Source organism: Streptomyces sp. WAC00040, from assembly GCF_056835925.1.
In genome coordinates this window covers 391,298-408,539 of sequence record NZ_JAKQZE010000004.1, presented here as the reverse complement: position 1 = coordinate 408,539, position 17,242 = coordinate 391,298, and the positions used below count along the sequence as shown (strand labels likewise).

General features: G+C 69.9%; 14 protein-coding genes and 2 pseudogenes. 6 read left to right on the top strand and 10 right to left on the bottom strand.

The features are described from left to right. Positions 1-63: 63 nt before the first annotated feature. Positions 64-565: pseudogene (locus MDN94_RS32330) on the top strand (transposase); the annotation flags it as partial. Positions 566-837: 272 nt separating this feature from the next. Here MDN94_RS32330 and MDN94_RS32325 read toward each other — a convergent pair. From MDN94_RS32325 to MDN94_RS32315, 3 genes and pseudogenes are all read right to left on the bottom strand, one after another. Next, positions 838-1,047 (bottom strand): annotated as a pseudogene (locus MDN94_RS32325) (helicase associated domain-containing protein); the annotation flags it as partial. 82 nt (positions 1,048-1,129) lie between these two features. Further along, complete coding sequence (locus tag MDN94_RS32320; protein WP_403604882.1) at positions 1,130-1,678, bottom strand: putative immunity protein; 549 nt, start codon at positions 1,676-1,678, stop codon at positions 1,130-1,132. Positions 1,679-1,813: 135 nt separating this feature from the next. Next, complete coding sequence (locus tag MDN94_RS32315) at positions 1,814-2,458, bottom strand: TetR/AcrR family transcriptional regulator (RefSeq protein ID WP_482729395.1); 645 nt, start codon at positions 2,456-2,458, stop codon at positions 1,814-1,816. 52 nt (positions 2,459-2,510) lie between these two features. On the opposite strand from MDN94_RS32315, the gene MDN94_RS32310 reads away from it, so the two are divergent. After that, positions 2,511-3,497 carry a GNAT family N-acetyltransferase gene (locus MDN94_RS32310; RefSeq protein WP_482729394.1) on the top strand — a complete coding sequence of 329 codons (987 nt, stop codon included), beginning with the start codon at positions 2,511-2,513 and terminating at the stop codon, positions 3,495-3,497. 696 nt (positions 3,498-4,193) lie between these two features. Here MDN94_RS32310 and MDN94_RS32305 read toward each other — a convergent pair. After that, entirely contained in the window at positions 4,194-4,814 is a 621-nt protein-coding gene (locus MDN94_RS32305) for a class I SAM-dependent methyltransferase (protein ID WP_482729393.1), read from the bottom strand. Between the two features lie 63 nt (positions 4,815-4,877). Between MDN94_RS32305 and MDN94_RS32300 the strand changes: the two genes are divergently transcribed. From MDN94_RS32300 to MDN94_RS32290, 3 genes are all read left to right on the top strand, one after another. Further along, positions 4,878-5,540 carry a TetR/AcrR family transcriptional regulator gene (locus MDN94_RS32300; RefSeq protein WP_482729392.1) on the top strand — a complete coding sequence of 221 codons (663 nt, stop codon included), beginning with the start codon at positions 4,878-4,880 and terminating at the stop codon, positions 5,538-5,540. Positions 5,541-6,123: 583 nt separating this feature from the next. Beyond that, entirely contained in the window at positions 6,124-6,279 is a 156-nt protein-coding gene (locus tag MDN94_RS32295; RefSeq protein ID WP_482729391.1) for a hypothetical protein, read from the top strand. Positions 6,280-6,554: 275 nt separating this feature from the next. Then, positions 6,555-7,022: an LppU/SCO3897 family protein gene (locus MDN94_RS32290; RefSeq protein ID WP_482729390.1), complete on the top strand. Its 468-nt coding sequence runs from the start codon at positions 6,555-6,557 to the stop codon at positions 7,020-7,022. A 386-nt stretch (positions 7,023-7,408) separates the two neighbouring features. Here the strand turns inward: MDN94_RS32290 and MDN94_RS32285 are convergent, their stop codons facing one another. The 6 genes from MDN94_RS32285 to MDN94_RS32260 form a co-directional block, all read right to left on the bottom strand. After that, on the bottom strand, positions 7,409-9,820 hold the full coding sequence (locus MDN94_RS32285; protein ID WP_482729389.1) for a collagenase: 2,412 nt from the start codon (positions 9,818-9,820) through the stop codon (positions 7,409-7,411). Between the two features lie 178 nt (positions 9,821-9,998). After that, entirely contained in the window at positions 9,999-10,937 is a 939-nt protein-coding gene (locus MDN94_RS32280) for an ABC transporter ATP-binding protein (protein WP_482729388.1), read from the bottom strand. 74 nt (positions 10,938-11,011) lie between these two features. After that, entirely contained in the window at positions 11,012-12,040 is a 1,029-nt protein-coding gene (locus MDN94_RS32275; protein WP_482729387.1) for an ABC transporter ATP-binding protein, read from the bottom strand. Continuing rightward, a complete protein-coding gene (locus MDN94_RS32270) occupies positions 12,040-13,026 on the bottom strand; it encodes an ABC transporter permease (protein ID WP_482729386.1) in 987 nt (328 codons plus the stop codon). The genes MDN94_RS32275 and MDN94_RS32270 overlap by 1 nt, the downstream gene beginning before the upstream one ends. Further along, positions 13,023-13,955, bottom strand: coding sequence for an ABC transporter permease (locus MDN94_RS32265; protein ID WP_482729385.1), 933 nt, complete (start codon positions 13,953-13,955; stop codon positions 13,023-13,025). The genes MDN94_RS32270 and MDN94_RS32265 overlap by 4 nt, the downstream gene beginning before the upstream one ends. A 14-nt stretch (positions 13,956-13,969) precedes the next feature. Further along, the gene (locus MDN94_RS32260) at positions 13,970-15,718 is read right to left on the bottom strand and encodes an ABC transporter substrate-binding protein (protein WP_482729384.1); all 1,749 of its coding nucleotides are present in this window, start codon (positions 15,716-15,718) and stop codon (positions 13,970-13,972) included. 105 nt (positions 15,719-15,823) lie between these two features. Here MDN94_RS32260 and MDN94_RS32255 point away from each other — a divergent pair, with 105 nt between their 5' ends. Next, on the top strand, positions 15,824-17,197 hold the full coding sequence (locus tag MDN94_RS32255) for an aminopeptidase P family protein (RefSeq protein ID WP_482729383.1): 1,374 nt from the start codon (positions 15,824-15,826) through the stop codon (positions 17,195-17,197). The last annotated feature ends 45 nt before the right edge of the window (positions 17,198-17,242 follow it).

Sequence of the window (17,242 nt, the reverse complement as noted above, 5' to 3'; positions counted from 1 at the left end):
GGGTCGTGATCAATTCGCGGGATTCGCTCTCGTGACGGGCCTTGACCAGGTAGATCATCTTGTGTGTCGCGAGCGCAACTGACCGATGCGGAGTGGGCGTTCATCGGCCCTTACCTGCCGATCGGCGAGTACGGGCCTTATCCCGAACGGCTGCGGCAGCAGTTCGAGGGTGTGGTCTGGCGGTTCAAGACGGGCGGCCAGTGGCGGGAGATGCCGCAAGAGTTCGGGGCGTGGTCGACCGTCTCCAATCGCTTCCGGCAGTGGCGTGACACCGGTGTATTCGAGGCCCTGTTGTGGGTCTGATCGCGGAGGCCGCGAAGCGGGGCGAGGTGGATCTGTCGCTGGTCAGCATCGACTCCACCACCGCGCGGGCCCACCACGGCGCCGGGATGCACCTCGACGAGGACGTGCTCACCGCCTTGGAGAAGGCCGCTGCTGAGGAGGAGAAGGCCGCGTCAAAGGGGGCGGCCCCGAAGAACGAACCGGACAGAAAACCGAAGTCGACCCCGAACGGGAGGAACGACGACGCGTCCGGCGCCGCCGCAAGCTCCGACTGAAGGCCGCCCAGCGACCCGGTGCGACAAGACGCCGGAGAGCTACCTCGCCGGACTCCACCTCCGAGCCTCCATGATCTGGGTCAAAGACCTCACACGAAACGGCCTTGACCATGGGCAGACATGCGACCTCGTTGGAGGGCTGATGCCTCACCCGTCGAAGTGACACCAGCGGAACCCGTGTTCGAGCAGTCGGGGCCGTCGGCGGCGCCGGCTGCGAGGCGACCGCCGCCAAGCCGGCTTCCCCGACCGGCACCGCGGCCGCCCACTCCATCCCCAGCGCCGCGAGGGCAGCGCGCTGCTCCGCCGTGAGCTTCTCCCGCCTCGACTTGGTGTTCGAGAGCCACACCCCCAGCTTCACAGGCACCGGCTCCGCCTCGCCGTCGACCGCGACCTCAACGACCGCGCCGCGCGGGACGGACCGCTGCCCCTCCTGTTCCACCCACTGCGCCAGGGCTGCCAGGCCCCGGTGGAACGCCGCCTCAGCCTTGATCCCCCCAGGTGTGTATCGCGGTGGTGAAGCCGTAGGCGGGTACCCACATCACGGGGCGGATCAGGGCGCCGTGCGCTGAAAGTCACTCAGCGATGGTGAGTGAACGAAGGTCGGCGTCCAGCATGCGGATCAACTCGCCAACCCGTCCGCCGCCACGCGGCGCCGCCGGGAAGCGTTTGAGCACGTCGATGACGACTGGTGTCGCACGACGCGCCGTCTGCTCGATGCTTTCGGCACCAACGCTCCGGTCCTCGCCGGCGACGAGTTCGGCTGCTCTGGCCGCGTAGGCGCCGGCTCCGAGGATGTGCTTGACCTGGGTGGCCTTGGCCAACGGATGCAGGTAGGCGGCGCCGGCCGCAGACATCGCAGCCCACGCTGCCTCTCGGGCAGCGGCAGTGTCCGCGTCCTTGGCCGCTTTGAGGGCGGCGGATGCTGTGTCGCGCAGAGACTTCCCGCGTTCGCCGCCCCGAGCGAACTCCCACGCGGCACAGACAGCGTCTCGAGGCCGCGAGTCGTCCGGCTGATCGGCCTCGAACACCTCAAGCGCCGCCTCAGCACAGGCCGCAGCGAACGCGGCGATCTCACGAAGGTCCTGCTTGGTCAGAACGATCTCGCTTCGGTCCTCTGTCATGGGTTCCATCTTCATCGACTGCGCTGGACCGCAAGGTAGGGGCGGCTCCGGCGGCATTTCACCAGCGAATTCAAGTTGGCAAAGGCTCGGTGATCACAACCGGACAGACACATCCGATCAACTGACCGTCCCACGTCAGGGCCGTTCAAAGGCATCCGGGGCGGCTCGGCTGCCGTCGCTGTCGACCCGTGGCCGTGCGATCGCAGTGAGGAAGTCGTCGAGCATGGCGATTTGTACGTCTTCAGGGAATCGGCCGGGGTCGAAGAGGGTCTGCACGACGAGGCCGTGTGTGAAGGCGACGGCGCCTGCCGACAGTTGTTCCGGATCGGCGTCTGCGGGCAGCTGGCCGAGGTCGCGCGCGACCTCGAAGTGGGGGCTGATGGCCGAGCGGAGGCGGGTGTATCGGTCGGCCTGTTGCCTGGCCAGTTCATCGTTGGCGAGGGAGAGGTCCCAGGAACTGACCCAGATGCGGTTTCGGGCAGTGTCGTCCGAGGTCAGCGGCAGAATGTCCAGGAGGGCGGCGCGTACGGTGGCGAGGCCGGGTCCGGGACGTGCGCGGCGGGGCCTCTGTGCGGTGCGGTGCTCCAGCAGGTCCAAGGCATGTTGGATCAGGGCTCGTTTCGTCGGGAAGTAGTGCATGAGCATTCCGGTCGAGACGTCCATGGTGGCGGCGACCGCACGCAGGGTCAGGCCACCGAATCCCTTGTCGGCCATGACGCGCCAGACCGCCTCGGAAACGTCCTGGCGGCGGGCTTCTCGGTCTCCGGGTGCGGGTGGCATGCTGCTAGCTTACGTACCGAACGCTTGTTACGCACCCGAGAGTGAGGCTTCCATGTTCACCATGCCGCTCGGCGACCGTGCCCAACTCCGCTCGCTCGAGCCCTGGCAGGCCGAGGAGTTCCTCGCTCATATGGACCGCGCGCGGGACACCGTGGATCCGTGGATACCCTGGGCGTCGTTGAGTACCGACGGTGACTCGGCTACGGCCACCCTCCAGCGCTATGCCGACCGTGCGGCCCTGGACACCGGCCGGATCTACGGGATCTGGCTCGACAGCACACTGGTCGGCGGGGTGATGTTCACCCGCTTCGACAGTGCCTCCGGGGTCTGCGAGCTCGGCTGCTGGCTGGAACGGGCGGCGGAGGGGCGGGGTCTGGTCACCCGGGCCTGCCGGGCGTTGATCGACTGGGCCTTCCGTACACGCGGGATGAGCCGGGTCGAATGGTGGGTCGCGGCGGGCAACACCCGCAGCATCGATGTCGCACAGCGGTTGGGTATGACCCGTGAAGGAGTGCTGCGGCGGCGCTCTGCCCACCGCGGTGTGCGGCACGACAGCGAAGTCTGGTCGGTCCTTTCCGAGGAATGGCCCTGCCCCGGTGAGGCGTCCGAAGCGCCCGAGGCCGGTGTCAAGGCCGAGCTCGATCGGCTGATGGCAGTGTTCGCCGGCGCGTTTACCAACACCGGCGGCAACCGCCCTGATCTCGACGTCATCCGCGACGTCTTCATCCCGCAGGGCAGGATCATCTCGAACGTCGGCGACAAGCCCGTGATCTACGACCTCGACGCCTTCATCGAGCCCCGGCAGAAGATGCTCACGGACGGGACGCTGACGGAGTTCTCCGAATGGGAGGTATCCGAAAGTACCGAGATTCTCGGATCGATAGCGCACCGGTTCAGCCGATACCGCAAGTCCGGCATCCACCATGGTGAGGCGTTCCAGGGCTCCGGCCACAAGAGCACCCAGTTCCTTCGAACTCCGGCAGGATGGCGTATCGCTTCGCTGGCCTGGGACGACGTGGCGGCAACCACTACGGCATGACTACACGGTCAAGTGCGAGTGCGCTCCCCGGCCAGCGGCGCCGGTGAGCGCACCGGCAGCCCGCCAGTCGGTGAGCGCGCTCACCGACTGCGTGCGTGACGGCTGCGGACACATGGTGGTCGGATATCGAAGGACTGGTGGAGGAGGCCGGACGGCTGATTAGGGATCAGGCGTGGGCCGTGACACCCGCTGACCGTACCGTCGCGGCAAAGGCCGCCGCCGATCTGCACGCTGTCGGTGGCCCCCCGCAGTCCCGGCAGACCCTCCCAGGAGTTGACCGATTGGAACACTTGCGGGGAAGCATTCGCTGCTGTTGCCATCGCCTACGTCCACGGATGCCTGGCCTGGTTCCTCGGGGCAGCTGTCACCGTCCTCACGCCAATCCTGCACCGGCGCGCCATGCCCGCCGAAGACGGCCCCGCCCTCGGCGCCGTCCCGTTGGCCCTCCAGCAGTACACGGCAGCGAAGCCGCGATCCGCCGGCTCCAAGCCGCCCTCACCCGCATCGCCGCAGCCTGACGACAGACGGCACGGCCACGAGCTCGTCTGGGAACCGGTCATCTATGCCCGCCGACGCGGATCCCCGCCTCGGACGGTGTTGCTATGTTTCCGCTGGTCACAGGTGCAATCCGCCATGATCGGAGTCACACTGCTTCTTTTGCAGCCCCAACTCATACGGCGGCGCGGCCAGCCCAACTCATGCGGCGGCGCGGCGCAGTGTGAACCAGAAAGTCGGGACCGGGTTCGTGCCCGGCGTCACGTCGACCAGCTGCCATCCAGTGAACCTGGTGTTGAGTTCGTCCGCAGTGACGCCGGACCACGAGTCGTCAAACGCCCCGGGCCCGTAGCCGAACATCAGCAATCGTGCACCGGGGGCGGCGCGCTTGGTGACGCCGGCGGTGTAGGCGTCGCGGCGGTGCGGTGGAATCCCGCAGTAGCAGCTCAGGTCGAAGAACAGGTCGTACGGCCCGGGCACGCCCACCTCGTCGAGTCGGGTGGCGTCCGCGCACAGCACCGTGACGTCCGCTCCGGCCGCGGCAGCCTTCTCCCTCGCCTGCCGGACCGCGCGGTCGACCAGGTCGACGGCGGTCACCTGCCAGCCGTGCTGGGCCAGGTACACCGCGTTGGTCCCGGTGCCACAGCCGAGTTCGAGCACCCGGCCCGCCGTCAACGCGCCGGGCCCCTCTATCAGGGCCACGAGTTCGGGCGGCGTGACACCGCTGTCCCACGGCGGCTTACCGTCTCGGTAGAAGTCCTCCAACACGCCGCGCACAGAAGCCTCTTGGTCGAGCTCTGCAGCAGTCCGAGTCTCATTCATCGCTACGCCTCCAAGATATTAGAGTCCATCTCTAATGTCTGACTCTAGAGATAGACTCTCGGCATGGATGTGGTCAAGGGATCCGACGGACAGAACGTCAAGCGCCCCGACAAGAGGGCTGAGCGCTCGCGGCGTACCCGCGAGAAGATCGTTGCGGCGGCGCGGGAGCTGTTCGTCGCGCAGGGGTACGGTGCGACAAGCCTTCAGGAGGTTGCGGATCGCGCGGGCGTGGCAGTCCAGACCGTGTACTTCGTGTTCCGCAACAAGCGCGCGCTGTTCAAGGACGTCGTCGACACGTCGATCGCGGGCGACGCCGAGCCGGTCGCCACGATGGACCGAGACTGGTTCCGCGCGGCGTGCGCCGAACCCACTGCGGCCGGGCAACTGCGCATCCACGTGCGGGGCGTACGCGACATCCTCGGCCGGGTCGCCCCGATCATGCCGCTGATCGCGGCTGCGGCGGCCACGGACCCGGAGATCGCCGCGCAGTGGCCCGTCGGCCCTGACCCGCGCTATACCGTCCAGCACGCCGCAGCCAAGGCATTGACCTCCAAGCCCGACGCCCGCCCCGACGTCGATACCGCCCGCGCCGCCGACCTGCTGTACGGGCTGCTCAGTCCGGAGCTATACCTGATCTTTGTCCGCGACCGGGGCTGGTCCCCCGACGCCTGGGAAGAGTGGGCATGTGTGGCCCTGAGTGGCCACCTCTGCACAGACCACGAGTAGGCCACCGGGACTATGCTTCCGTTCCTTCCGGGAGGTCGAACGCTCCGGGCTCGGCGCGGGTCGGGTCCGAAGAACCGGTGCCCGGGGCGCCTGGCCCGTCCAGGTGGTCTGAAGGAGGCGTGGGTCCGTGGGACGTCACAGCCGGAAGAGCGGTCCGCCGGAGTTGTGGTGGTGGAAGGCGCGCAGGTTCGCCCATGACTGGGCGTATCCGACGATGTTCAGGTACTACTCGGTGGTCTACGTGACGTCCGCCGCGACGGCGACGAGGCCGTCTGGGGCGGCTGGCGCGGGGCGGCCGGAGCGCCCCGCCCGAGCTGCGTTTCGACACCGCCGCCTACGAAGTCGAGGTCCTGCGGGCCCGGGACGATGACGCGTGGTGCTGGCCGGCCCGCGGCACCGCCCGGCGGATCACGGCGGCCCTGCGGGAGCGGCCGGAGCTGACGGCCCGCTGGGGCATCCGATGGATGCGGCCACCGGATGGCGCGACCCGGACACCGTCAGCGTGACCTTCCTCCGCCCTCCGCACGCCCGTCCCGGCGCCGCCGGGACCGGAAGAGGGGGACGGCCCCGGCCTTATCTTCGAGTGGCGGCTGCCCGACGACGGCCGCCCGGCCGAGCGCAGGCCGCGGCGGCGGTGGAGCGGCTGGAGAGCACCGACCCCACGACGTACGCCACGCTGACGGGCGGGGGCCGGGAGCTGGCCGAGTCCCTCGGCTACGCCTGGCAGCGGCGGAACTAGTCATCACGCATCTGGCGCCGGCGCCCCGGCGCCTACGTCTTCCCGCGCACCGAGCTTGGGCCAACCGCTGCGTCCGCACACCGCAGTTGGGCCAAGGTGGCTGGTCGGGGCGTAAGTCCCCGGGCTGTAGCCTGCGAGCGGTCGTCGCTGCGACCCTTCCCTTGCCGTATCCGATCCATGGGGGTCACCATGTCCACACCGCCGTCCTACCAGCATCCCTACGGGCAGCCCAACAGCCGGCGGCTGGGGGCCCGAACCGGCCGCGGCAAGGGAACGTGCTCCAACTGCTCCTCACTATGGTCATCTTCCTGGCGATAGTCGGTGGTGTCGGTTACTGGGTGTACGACTACAACACCAACCCCAACGGCGGTCAGGCGAAGAAGGAAGCCGAGGCTGTCGCCCAGAACAAGGAAGACAAGACTCACGAGCCGCAGGTCGGGGACTGCGTCAAGGTGCAGGGCCCGCAGGGCAAGCCGGTGCCGACGATCGTCGACTGCGGTTCGGCGGAGGCCGAGTACAAGACCGGCGAGATCCTGCCCGGCGAGGGCATGAAGTGCGGGCCGAAGTTCGATTACGGCATCCAGCGCACGGCGTCCCGCGGGTTCGACTACACCTGGACGCAGGAGTGCACCCAGGTGAACAGTGGCCCGTGGGTGATGGTGGCGAGGTGGTGGGCGAGCCATGGCCGCCCAAGCTGGTCGGCGAGCTCGGCCAGCAGCCGGGGCAGCTCGCCCAGCCGGTAGGGGAGATGGCGGCGCGACGCGGTGACGGTGCGCTGCTGCAGGGGGCGGTTGGCCAGCAGGCGTGCGAGGGCGACGGTCTCGGGGTAGGTGACCAGGTCGCTCGGCGGCTACCTCCCACCAGCCGGGATCGGCGCCGGCGGGCCGGCCAGATCCGTTCGTCGGCGTGCCCGGGCCCGTGCCACCAGTCTCCGGTGACGGCGCGCGCCACGTCGAAGGCCTGCGCACCCGAGGAGCGCTCGAGCAGCCGTGCGCGAGGACAAGCGCCGATCGTGATCGTGCGGGCGTGTGACTCAAAGGCCCGCGCGCGCCACCGTGTGGGGCGGTGACGCGCGCGGGTGCACGGCGCAAGGGTGTGCTCTCGCGGCGGGAGCGCCTCGTGCGGCGTCTCAGCCGCGGAGGGGACCCTCGCAGCTGTAGTCGGATGTGCCCGCACGTCCGCCGGACCAGATGTCCACGTCGTCGAACGAGCAGTTCATGTCGATCAGGTTGTTGTCACCGCCGGCCGCACGGTCGAGGAGGAAGTGGTCGACCGTCTCGGACATGTCCTTGAAGACGAGGTCGGCGTCGCCGGCGTCGGTCAGGTGCGCGGTGATGCGGCCGGTGCAGACGAACCGGGGACGCTCGGCCGTGCCGCTGCCCCGGCAGGCCGGGGTGCTGCCGGTCGTCGCGGAGAAGGAGGCGCGGACCTCGTCGGCCGAGCCGTCGCGCAGCTGGTCCAGCGGCACATAGGCGGTGTCCGGCACGAACAGGTCGTCGACGTGGGCGATCTGCGCGTCGAGAAAGGCGTCGTACGCGCTCTGCAGCCCCGCGTCCTTGCCGAGCCTGTCGCGCCAGGCGTCGAACGCGGCCGGGTCGTCGGCGCGCAGGGTGCGGTACATGTCTCCCAGCAGGGAGGGCCGTTGTGTCCAGAGGAACTCGAAGAAGGTGCCCGCGTAGTCGTAGAAGCGGAAGCCGTCGCCGTCGTACGTGGCGTGCAGCAGCCGGTCCACGGTCATGCGCGGCCCGCCGTTCGCGGTGTCGTCGATGACGCCTTGGACGAGCGATTTGCGGACCTTGACGCCGTCGCTGCGGCTGGCGCCGGCGAAGAACTCGGCGGTGCCCTCGTCCATCGCTGTGGTCCGGTCGCCCTCGTACCACGGACCCTCGCCGAAGAAGCCCGGCACCGCCCACCGGCCGTTGAGGTAGTGCCCGTACTCGTGGCGGAACAACTCCTCCAGGGTCAGCGAGGAGTCCTGCGGCACCCGGCGCTGGTACGTGTAGAAGGTCGCGCCCTTCTCGATGTAGATGCCGCCGTTGTCGGTGCCCATGCCGGTCAGGAGCGGGTGGAAGATCTCGTACTCCTTGCGGGAGGAGTACAGGACGATGTTCAGGGCGGAGTTGGGGTCGCCCGCGAGCGGTTCCTCGCTGCCGACCACACGGTGGAACTGCGCCTTGACCTGCTTGCTCGCGTAGTACAGCTGGTCGACGGTGGCCCGGGCGAGTCCGGTGCGGACCTTGATGCGGTCGACGGCGTCGACACCGTAGACGTAGGTGTACGGGAAGAGGCGCTTCTCGATGTCGGACTTGCATACGCGGTAGGGGGCGCAGGCCTCGTACACCCCCAGCCAGGTGGCGACCTTCGCCCACGGGTCGCTCATGTCACCGAAGGTGCGTGCCGTGACGCCCAGGAGAGTGCCGAGGCCGGAGACGGTCCCGGTGCGCAGCCCGTCGATCTGGCCGAAGCGGCCGTACTCGCTCAGCGCGTCGCGCACGACCCAGGCGTTGGGCCTGTCCTTGAGATGCGTGTGCGTGGCGAACGACCTGAAGGCGGCCCTGTAGGAAGGGGCGGCCTTCGCCGCGGCGTGGAAGGCGGTGTCCTGGTTGCCGGGGTAGACGCCGAGGTAGTTCAGGCTGAGCGCGGCGAGGGCGGCGCCGGCCCATGAGGTGTCCTGGGCGGTGTCGGGGTGCCGGGCGTCCATGGTGGCCAGCACCCGCTTGACCAGGGGGAGTTGGTACTGGCGCAGGCCGGGGGCCGAGGCGGCGTAGAGCGCCTCGCGCAGCGTCTCGGCGTTGGTGCGGGTGGCGTCGAAGGTGCGGGTCGCCGCACCGAAGGCGGCGACGGCGCGGCGCATGGTGCTCAGGGTCGGCGCGTCGGTGATGTCGATCTCGTCGCGCGAGAAGTCGTGGTATGCGACGGCGTGGAGGTACGTGAACATCTCCAGCAGGTGGCTGCCGTTCCTGCCGTCGTGGGAGGCGGCGAGTGCGGTGACGCGGCGGGAAACGGTTTGGACGTGCGCGTCCGACATGACGGGGACGAGGCGCCGGTCCCAGGTCCACAGGACCGACCGCAGGCAGCCGTCGGCGGTGACGGCGGGGTCGGCGAGGAAGTCGGCGAACCGATCCGGGGGCAGGCCCGTGACGCCGTCGAGTGTGCAGGGCGCTGCCGCCGCGCCGAGGGCGGCCTGCGGCTCCTTCGCCCCGCCCTTCCGCTCGGGTGTACGAGGCCCGGGGATGCGGCCGCCGGTCAGGCCGCCCGGCGCGGGGAGCGGAAGGGCGGCCCGGTCCGGGGCCTTCGCCAGGCGGTCGACCCGGTCCGTGGGGTTCGGCGCGGAGGCCGGCCGTATCGCCGAAGGCGCGGCGGGTGCCCCGGAGGAGCCCGCGTCCGCGGCGGGTGCCCCGGACGCGGGCTCGGCCGCGGGGGCGGGCTGGACGGCCGTCACGCAGAGCGTGAGTGCCGTCGCGGCGGTGATCAGGGCTGCGCGCAGTGATCCGCGCGCGAACGGGCGCAGAGGTCGGCGCGGATTTCTGGACTGGAACACATCGGCTCCTGTGTGGGAGGTGGCAACAGATGCGCTGTGCGGCGGAAGGCGCCTCGGGCGTCAACTGCCTTGGCGTGAGCGCCGGTTGAAGCTACCGGCGCTATGTGATGCGTAACGTAGTAATGTGAAATGGCACTGTAAAGACCCGTGCACCGTGCTTCACGGTCGTGCCGGTACTTCAGGAAGCCTCGGGGAAGTGGCATGCCACCTGACGGACGTCGCCGGCTGCCGGTCGCGCGAGATCCGGCGCCTCGGTCCGGCAGATCCGCTGCGCCTTGTGGCAGCGCGGATGGAAGGAGCAGCCTGGCGGTGGAGACGCCGGACTCGGCGGATCGCCGAGCAGGGTGATGCGTTCACGGGTCCGCTCACCGACCGGGTCGGGCAGCGGTACCGCTGAGAGCAAGGACCGCGTGTAGGGGTGGGCGGGGGCGGCGTACACCCGTTCCTTGGGGCCGATCTCGACGATGCGGCCCAGGTACATCACGGCGACCCGGTCGCACACCCGCCTGACCACCGAGAGGTCATGGGCGATGAAGAGGTAGGCGAGAGAGAGTTCCCGCTGGAGACGTTCCATCAGGTTGATGATCTGGGCCTGTACGGAGACGTCGAGCGCCGAGACCGGTTCGTCCGCGACGATCAGGCGCGGACCCGTGGCCAGTGCGCGGGCGATGCCGATGCGCTGGGCCTGGCCGCCGGAGAACTCGTGGGGGTAGCGGTCGATGTGCTCGGGAATCAGCCCTACGAGCTCCATCAGCTCGGCGGCCCTGCGGCGCGCCTCGGTCGCCGGAGTGCCCTGCACCAGCAGGGGATCGGAGATGATCCGGGCCACCGTCTGGCGCGGGTTGAGAGAGGAGTGCGGATCCTGGAACACCATCTGGATCTCCCGCCGCAGTGGTCTCAGCCGGCGCTGGGAGAGATGGCTGATGTCGCGGCCGTCGTACGTGACCGAACCACCGGTCGGCTCCAGGAGCCGCACGATCATCCGCCCCGTGGTGGACTTGCCGCAGCCGGACTCACCGACCAGCCCGAGGGTCTCGCCCCGCGCCACGTCGAAGCAGACTCCGTCGACGGCCCGCACGGGGCGGGCAGCGCGGCCTCGCCGGCCGGGGAAGGTCATGCTCAAGTCGCGTACCGACAAGGGTGGTTCGCGAGCAGCCCGTGATGGCACGGGACCTGGCGCGTCGTCCTTCGTCACGGTGCGACCTCCCTGGGCGGGGCATACGGGGCCGCGTCCGGGCCCGGTGGAAGATGGCAGGCGACACTGCGTCCTGCGACGGCGGACAGACCGGGCCTGACCCGCTCGCATCGCACCCGCGCCTCGGCTCCGGCCGAGGCGGCCCGCGGGCAGCGCGGCGCGAACGCGCAACCGGGCGCCGGGGCGAGGAGCGACGGCGGGCTGCCGGGAATCGCCCGCAACGGGGCGCCGTCGATGTCGTCGAGTCGGGGCAGCGAGTCGAGCAGACCACGCGTGTACGGGTGGGCCGGGGTCGCGAACACCGCGTCCACGGGCGCCTGTTCCGCCACTCTTCCGCCGTACATGACCAGGACCTCGTGGGCGACACGTGCCACGACGCCGAGGTCATGGGTGATCAGCACGACGGCGAGGTCGCGCTCCTGCTGGATGCGGGCGATCAGCTCCAGGATCTGGGCCTGGACGGTGACGTCCAGAGCAGTCGTCGGCTCGTCGGCGATCAGCAGGTCGGGCTCGCAGGCCAGCGCCATGGCGATCATGACCCGCTGGCGCATTCCTCCGGAGAACTGGTGCGGGTATTCGCCGGCCCGGCGCCGCGGTTCCGGAATCCCCACCTCTGCGAGCATCTCGACGGCCCGCCGCCGGGACGCGGCACGGCGGGAGCCGAAGTGGACCCGGTGGTGCTCGGCCACCTGCTCGCCCACGGTGTAGTAGGGGTGCAGGCTGGAGAGCGGGTCCTGGAAGATCATGGCCATCCTCCGGCCGCGCAGCCGGTTCAGCTCACTTTCGGCGAGACCGACCAGTTCGCGGCGCTCCAGGGTGATTGAGCCGCTGACCGCGGCGCCGGTGTGCAGGCCCATCACCGCCATCGAGGTGACCGACTTGCCGGAGCCCGACTCGCCGACGATGCCGAGGGTCCGCCCGCGTCCGACGTCGAAGGAGAGCGAGTCGACCGCGCGGACCGGGCCGTCGTCGGTCGGGAATGTGACAGTCAGGTCCCGTACGGACAGCAGGGGTTCGTCAGCCATCACAGCCTCACTCGCGGGTCGACGACGGCGTAGAGCAGGTCGACGGCCAGATTGGCGACGACGATGAAGGCGGCGGCGAGCAGGGTCACTCCCAGGATCACCGGTTGGTCGCCGGTGGACAGCGCCCCGTAGAACAGCCGCCCGACGCCGGGGAGTCCGAAGATGGACTCCGTGATCACCGCGCCGGCGAGCAATCCGCCGAGATCCATGCCGAAAAGGGTCAGGACCGGTGTCATGCCGGCGCGCAGGCCGTGCTTGACGACGACGGTCCGTCGCGGCAGGCCCTTGGCGCGGGCCGTGCGGATGTACGGCTCCGCCATGGCCTCGATCATCGAACTGCGGCTCTGGCGCGCGTACATGGCCGCGTAGAGAACGGCGAGGGCCAGCCAGGGCAGCAGCAGGTTCGACGCCCATCGCCCCGGGTCGTCGCCGAAGGGCACGTACTGGGGATAGGGGAGCAGGCCCGTCACCCTGACGACGCCGTAGATCAGCATCATCGCGGTGAAGTAGACCGGCAGCGAGGCCGCGCCGACCGCACCGACCATCAGGACGCGGTCCGTGAGAGTACCCCTGCGCAGGGCCGCGACCGTGCCGGCGCCCAGACCGAGTGCCAGCCACAGCGCCGCCGCGCCGACCGCGAGCGAGGCGGAGACGGGGAGGCGGTCCGTCAGCAGGTCCCACACGGCCTCGCTGTTCTCGTAGGAGTAGCCCAGGCAGGGGAAGCGGCACTGAAGGGCGTACTGGCCGCTTCCCACCGTGCGGCCGGTGAAGATGCCGCTGACGAATTCCCAGAACTGCCGCCACAGCGGCTGGTCGAGGCCCATATGGGCGCGGATCGCGGCCAGCCGCTCGGCGCTGCACGCCTTTCCGCAGGCCGCGGCCGCGGGGTCGGAGGGAAGGACGTAGAAGATGGTGAAGGTGACGGCGGCGACGGCGGTCAGTACGCCGATGACGGCGGCCAGCCGTCGCAGCGTGTAAAGGATCATGCGCGGCCGCTCCTCGGGTCGAGGACGTCCCGCAAGGCGTCGCCGAGCAGGGTGAAGGCGAGCACGGTCAGGAACAGGCAGGTGCTCGGGACGATGAAGTACATCGGGTCCGTGTCGTAGAAGGCGACGCTCTCGGCGATCATCTGGCCCCAGGACGGAGTAGGCGGGCGGACACCGACGCCCAGGTAGCTCAGGGCCGCTTCGGTGGCGATCATCCCCGGGACGAGCAGGGTGGTGTACGCGATGACGGGCCCCGCCACGCCCGGCAGGATGTCGCGGGTGAGGATGCGCCAGGGGCCGGCGCCGCAGACGCGAGCGGCGTCGACGTACTCGCGGTGCTTGAGCGAGAGCGTCTGTCCGCGCACGACACGAGCGATGCCGGGCCAGCCGAAGAGGCCGATGACAGCCGTCATCAGCACGATCCGGTCGACGTCACGGGCCACGGACATCATCGCGATCATGAAGATGAGGGAGGGGAAGGACATGGTCAGGTCCATCAGCCGGGAGAGCACGGCGTCGGTGCCGCCGCCGAAGTAGCCGGCCGCGGTCCCGGCCGCGACACCCGTGACGACGACCAGGGCGGTCGCGGCGAAGGCGATGAGCAGGGAGACCTGGGCGCCGTGCACGACCCGGGCGAACAGGTCGCGGCCGGTGACGGGTTCGACGCCGAGCCAGTGCTCCGCCGAGACGCCGCCGAGCGGCCCGATGGGCTGCCCGCCGAGATAGGGGTCCACTGCGCTCTTGTCGAACTCTTCCGGGCCCCAGCCGCTCAGCGAGCTGAGCAGCGGGGCGGCCGCTGCCATGAACAGGAAGAGGGCCACCACCGCGAGGGAGAGCTTCACGGAAGTCCGGCGGCGCAGTTCCGCGCGGGCGAGCCGCCAGGGGCCGCTGCCCGTGGGGAGAAGGGTCTGGGAATCGGTGGCTGCCATGAGAGGCCGGATCCTCAGCGGCCGCTCTGGGACGGGTTCTTGAGCCCGACGGTGGCGTAGTCGATCTGGCCGCCGAACGAAGTGTGGCCGAAGGCGCCGGCGATGTTGGTGCCGAGGAGCAGTGGCATGCGCTCGATGACGGCGGGTGCGGTCGGGGCCTTGGCGAGTATCCGGGCGTCGAGGTCCTGCCAGGCCCTGGCCGCCTGTGGGGCATCGGTCATTGCGGCGATCTCGTCCATCCGCTTCATGGTCGCCCGGTCGCGGAAGAGGGAGTGGTTGCCGGAGTTGCCCTTCTCCTTGATATAGCGGCCGTCGAAGACGAAGGGCAGGAAGGTGGAGCCGGACGGGTAGTCCGGGCACCAGCCCGTGTAGACGAGGTCGGTGCGGTTCCCGGTGTCGCCGATGGTGTCGTAGAAGGCGGAGGGGTCGACGGTCTCGATGGTGACCTTGATCCCGGCCCGGCCGAGCGACTGCTGGATCGCCTCGCCCACGCCCTTGTCGCCGCTTGACACGGTGACGCTCGTGGCGAAGCCGTCCGGGCTGCCGGCCTCCTTGAGGAGTTGCTCGGCCTTCGCCACGTCACCGGTGAGGGGGATCTTCAGGGTGTCGGGCTGCTCGCCCCCGAAGAGGGACCCCGGCATGAGGGCCGTGGCGGGGTCGTTCAGCGCCGGACCGCCGGATGCGGTGAGGACGGCCTCTCGATCGAGGGCGTACTGCACGGCTTTGCGGGCCTTCATGTTGTCGAACGGCGCACGGCCGGTGTGCATCTGGAGCATCTCGGTGCAATTGGTGGACTCGGCGAGCAGTCGTGCCCTGACGTCGGGCTTGGTGAGCACCTTGGGGGTGCTCTCGGGGCGCAGCTTGCCCCATGGAACGGCGGAGGCGTCGGCGCCGGAGGAGGCGATGAGGCGGTCGTCGATCTGGTTGCCCTTCAGTCCCATCGTCACGACGATCCTGTCCGGGTATGCCTTGCGCACGCTGTCGGAGTCCGGGTCCCAGTGGGCGTTGCGCACCAGCACCAGCTGCTTGTCCCTGGCGTACGACTCGATCCGATACGGGCCCGAGGAGAAGGGACGGCTGTCGTACCGGGGGCCGGTGTCACGGGACTTAGGGACCGGCGCGAACGTCGGAAGCACGGTGGCGTAGGGGAACTCCGCGAAGGGCTTGCGGAGTTCGAAGACGATCGTGTGGTCGTCGGGCACCTTGACGGAGTCGAGGTGCTTGCCCCTCGCCGGGCCCTGGTAGCCGTCGGCGCCGGCGAGGTAGCGGGCCGCGTAGTCGGGGCCGCCGGGGAGGTCGGGGGAGAAGGACCGCTCGACGTTGTACTTGATGTCGTGGGCGGTGATGGGGGACCCGTCCTCGTACTTCAGCCCCTTCTTGAGCCTGAACGTCCACGTCCTGGCCCCGTCGGAGGAGGTGCCGAGGTCCGTGGCGAGGTCGGGGGTCAGCTGTCCGCCGCCGGCGCCGGGCTCGGCCCGGTACGTCACGAGGGTGCGGTAGAGCAGCCGGGTGCCGAAGTCCATGTCGCCCATGACCCAGTTGCGGGCGGGGTCGAGGTGGGTGAAGTCCTGGTTGGACAGCACCGTGAGGGTGCCGCCCTTCGTGGGGGTGCCGCCGATGACGGCGCCCTGGTTGGCGAGGGCGGGGTCGGCCCCGCGGTCCCTGCCGTCGGTGGAACGCGTACCGCCGGAGCAGCCGGCCGCGCCGAGGGCGAAGGTCGCCACCAGGGCGGCGGCGATGGCGGTGCAGGTGCGCTTGTCCATCAGTGGTCACTCCGTGAACAGTCGGCCGAGCAGCGGGATGTGACCGGTAACATAGTAATGTGAAATTGTACTGACAAGAGGGCGTGCCTGAATCGAGGAGGACGCATGAAGGAATCCGGAGCCGCCGACCACCGGACGGTCAGTCACGATCTGCCGCTGTCACCCGAGTTCGAGAATTTCATGGCGGGCGGCTGGGCGGGCTCGCCGCTCCCCGCCGACATCCGGCTCCCTGCCGCCGACCTGACGCCCGCCCGCCGCGGCCGGTTGTCGGCGTACTTCCCCGGTGAGCGTCTGATCGTCCCCGCCGGAGAGTTGAGGGTCCGCTCCAACGACTGCGACCACCGCTTCCGGCCGCACAGTGCGTACGCCTGGCTCACCGGCCTGACCGGCGAGGAACAGGCCGGACACGTGCTGGTCATGGAGCCGGACGGGCCACACGGTCACGAGGCGGTGCTGTACGTCCGGCCGCGCTCGCCGCGCACCGACGCCGGCTTCCACCGGGACCGCCGCTACGGTGAGTTCTGGGTCGGCCGGCGGCCCGACCTGGCCGAGGCCGAGCGCATGACCGGCATCCGCTGCGACGCTCTGGACGCGCAAGGGACGCTGCCGCCGGGCCGCGACGCCTCGACCGACGCCGAACTCGCGTCGGTGCTCAGCGAGTTGCGGCTCGTCAAGGACGCCTGGGAGGTGGCGCAGCTCCAGCTCGCCGTGGACCACACCACGGCGGGCTTCGAGGACGTCGTGCGCTCCCTGCCGCGAGCCCTCGGACATCCGCGCGGTGAGCGCTGGATCGAGGGAGTCTTCGGTCTGCGCGCCCGCGCCGAGGGCAACGGTACCGGCTACGAGACCATCGCGGCGGCAGGCGCCCACGCCTGCGTCCTGCACTGGACACGCAACGACGGCCCCTTGGACGCACGGCAGTTGCTGCTCCTGGACGCCGGTGTGGAGACGGACAGCCTGTACACCGCGGACATCACCCGCACCCTCCCGCTCTCCGGACGGTTCTCGCCCGTGCAGCGGCAGGTCTACGAACTCGTACTCGCCGCCCAGGACGCCGGTATCGCCGCGCTCAGGCCCGGGGCGCGATTCCGCGACTTCCATCGCGCCGCGATGCGGGTGATCGCGGAAGGGCTCACGGACTGGGGAGTCCTCAAGAGTCCCGAGGGCGACTTCCACCGGCGCTACACGCTGTGCAGCAGCGGGCACATGCTCGGACTCGACGTCCACGACTGTGCGCAGGCGCGGGCGGACGCCTATCTCGACGGGGTGCTGGAGCAGGGGCAGGTGCTGACGGTCGAGCCTGGCCTGTACCTCCAGCCGGACGACGAGACGCTCCCGGTCGAACTGCGCGGCATCGGCGTGCGCGTCGAGGACGACCTCGTCGTCACGGCGGAGGGGGCTCGGCTGATGTCCGGAGCGCTGCCGCGCACCCCGGACGCGATCGAGGCATGGATGGGGGCGCTGACCGACGGCCCCTGACCGGACGGGCGCCTTCCGCTCATCAAGAGGCCCTTGCCCGGGGGA

Excerpts from the sequence above, each read along its gene's own strand:
- MDN94_RS32315 (WP_482729395.1), bottom strand. The coding sequence starts at position 2,458 with ATGCCACCCGCACCCGGAGACCGAGAAGCCCGCCGCCAGGACGTTTCC.
- MDN94_RS32310 (WP_482729394.1), top strand. The coding sequence starts at position 2,511 with ATGTTCACCATGCCGCTCGGCGACCGTGCCCAACTCCGCTCGCTCGAG.
- MDN94_RS32275 (WP_482729387.1), bottom strand. The coding sequence starts at position 12,040 with ATGGCTGACGAACCCCTGCTGTCCGTACGGGACCTGACTGTCACATTC.
- MDN94_RS32265 (WP_482729385.1), bottom strand. The coding sequence starts at position 13,955 with ATGGCAGCCACCGATTCCCAGACCCTTCTCCCCACGGGCAGCGGCCCC.
- MDN94_RS32320 (WP_403604882.1), bottom strand. The coding sequence starts at position 1,678 with ATGACAGAGGACCGAAGCGAGATCGTTCTGACCAAGCAGGACCTTCGT.
- MDN94_RS32305 (WP_482729393.1), bottom strand. The coding sequence starts at position 4,814 with ATGAATGAGACTCGGACTGCTGCAGAGCTCGACCAAGAGGCTTCTGTG.
- MDN94_RS32260 (WP_482729384.1), bottom strand. The coding sequence starts at position 15,718 with ATGGACAAGCGCACCTGCACCGCCATCGCCGCCGCCCTGGTGGCGACC.
- MDN94_RS32270 (WP_482729386.1), bottom strand. The coding sequence starts at position 13,026 with ATGATCCTTTACACGCTGCGACGGCTGGCCGCCGTCATCGGCGTACTG.
- MDN94_RS32255 (WP_482729383.1), top strand. The coding sequence starts at position 15,824 with ATGAAGGAATCCGGAGCCGCCGACCACCGGACGGTCAGTCACGATCTG.
- MDN94_RS32280 (WP_482729388.1), bottom strand. The coding sequence starts at position 10,937 with ATGACCTTCCCCGGCCGGCGAGGCCGCGCTGCCCGCCCCGTGCGGGCC.
- MDN94_RS32300 (WP_482729392.1), top strand. The coding sequence starts at position 4,878 with ATGGATGTGGTCAAGGGATCCGACGGACAGAACGTCAAGCGCCCCGAC.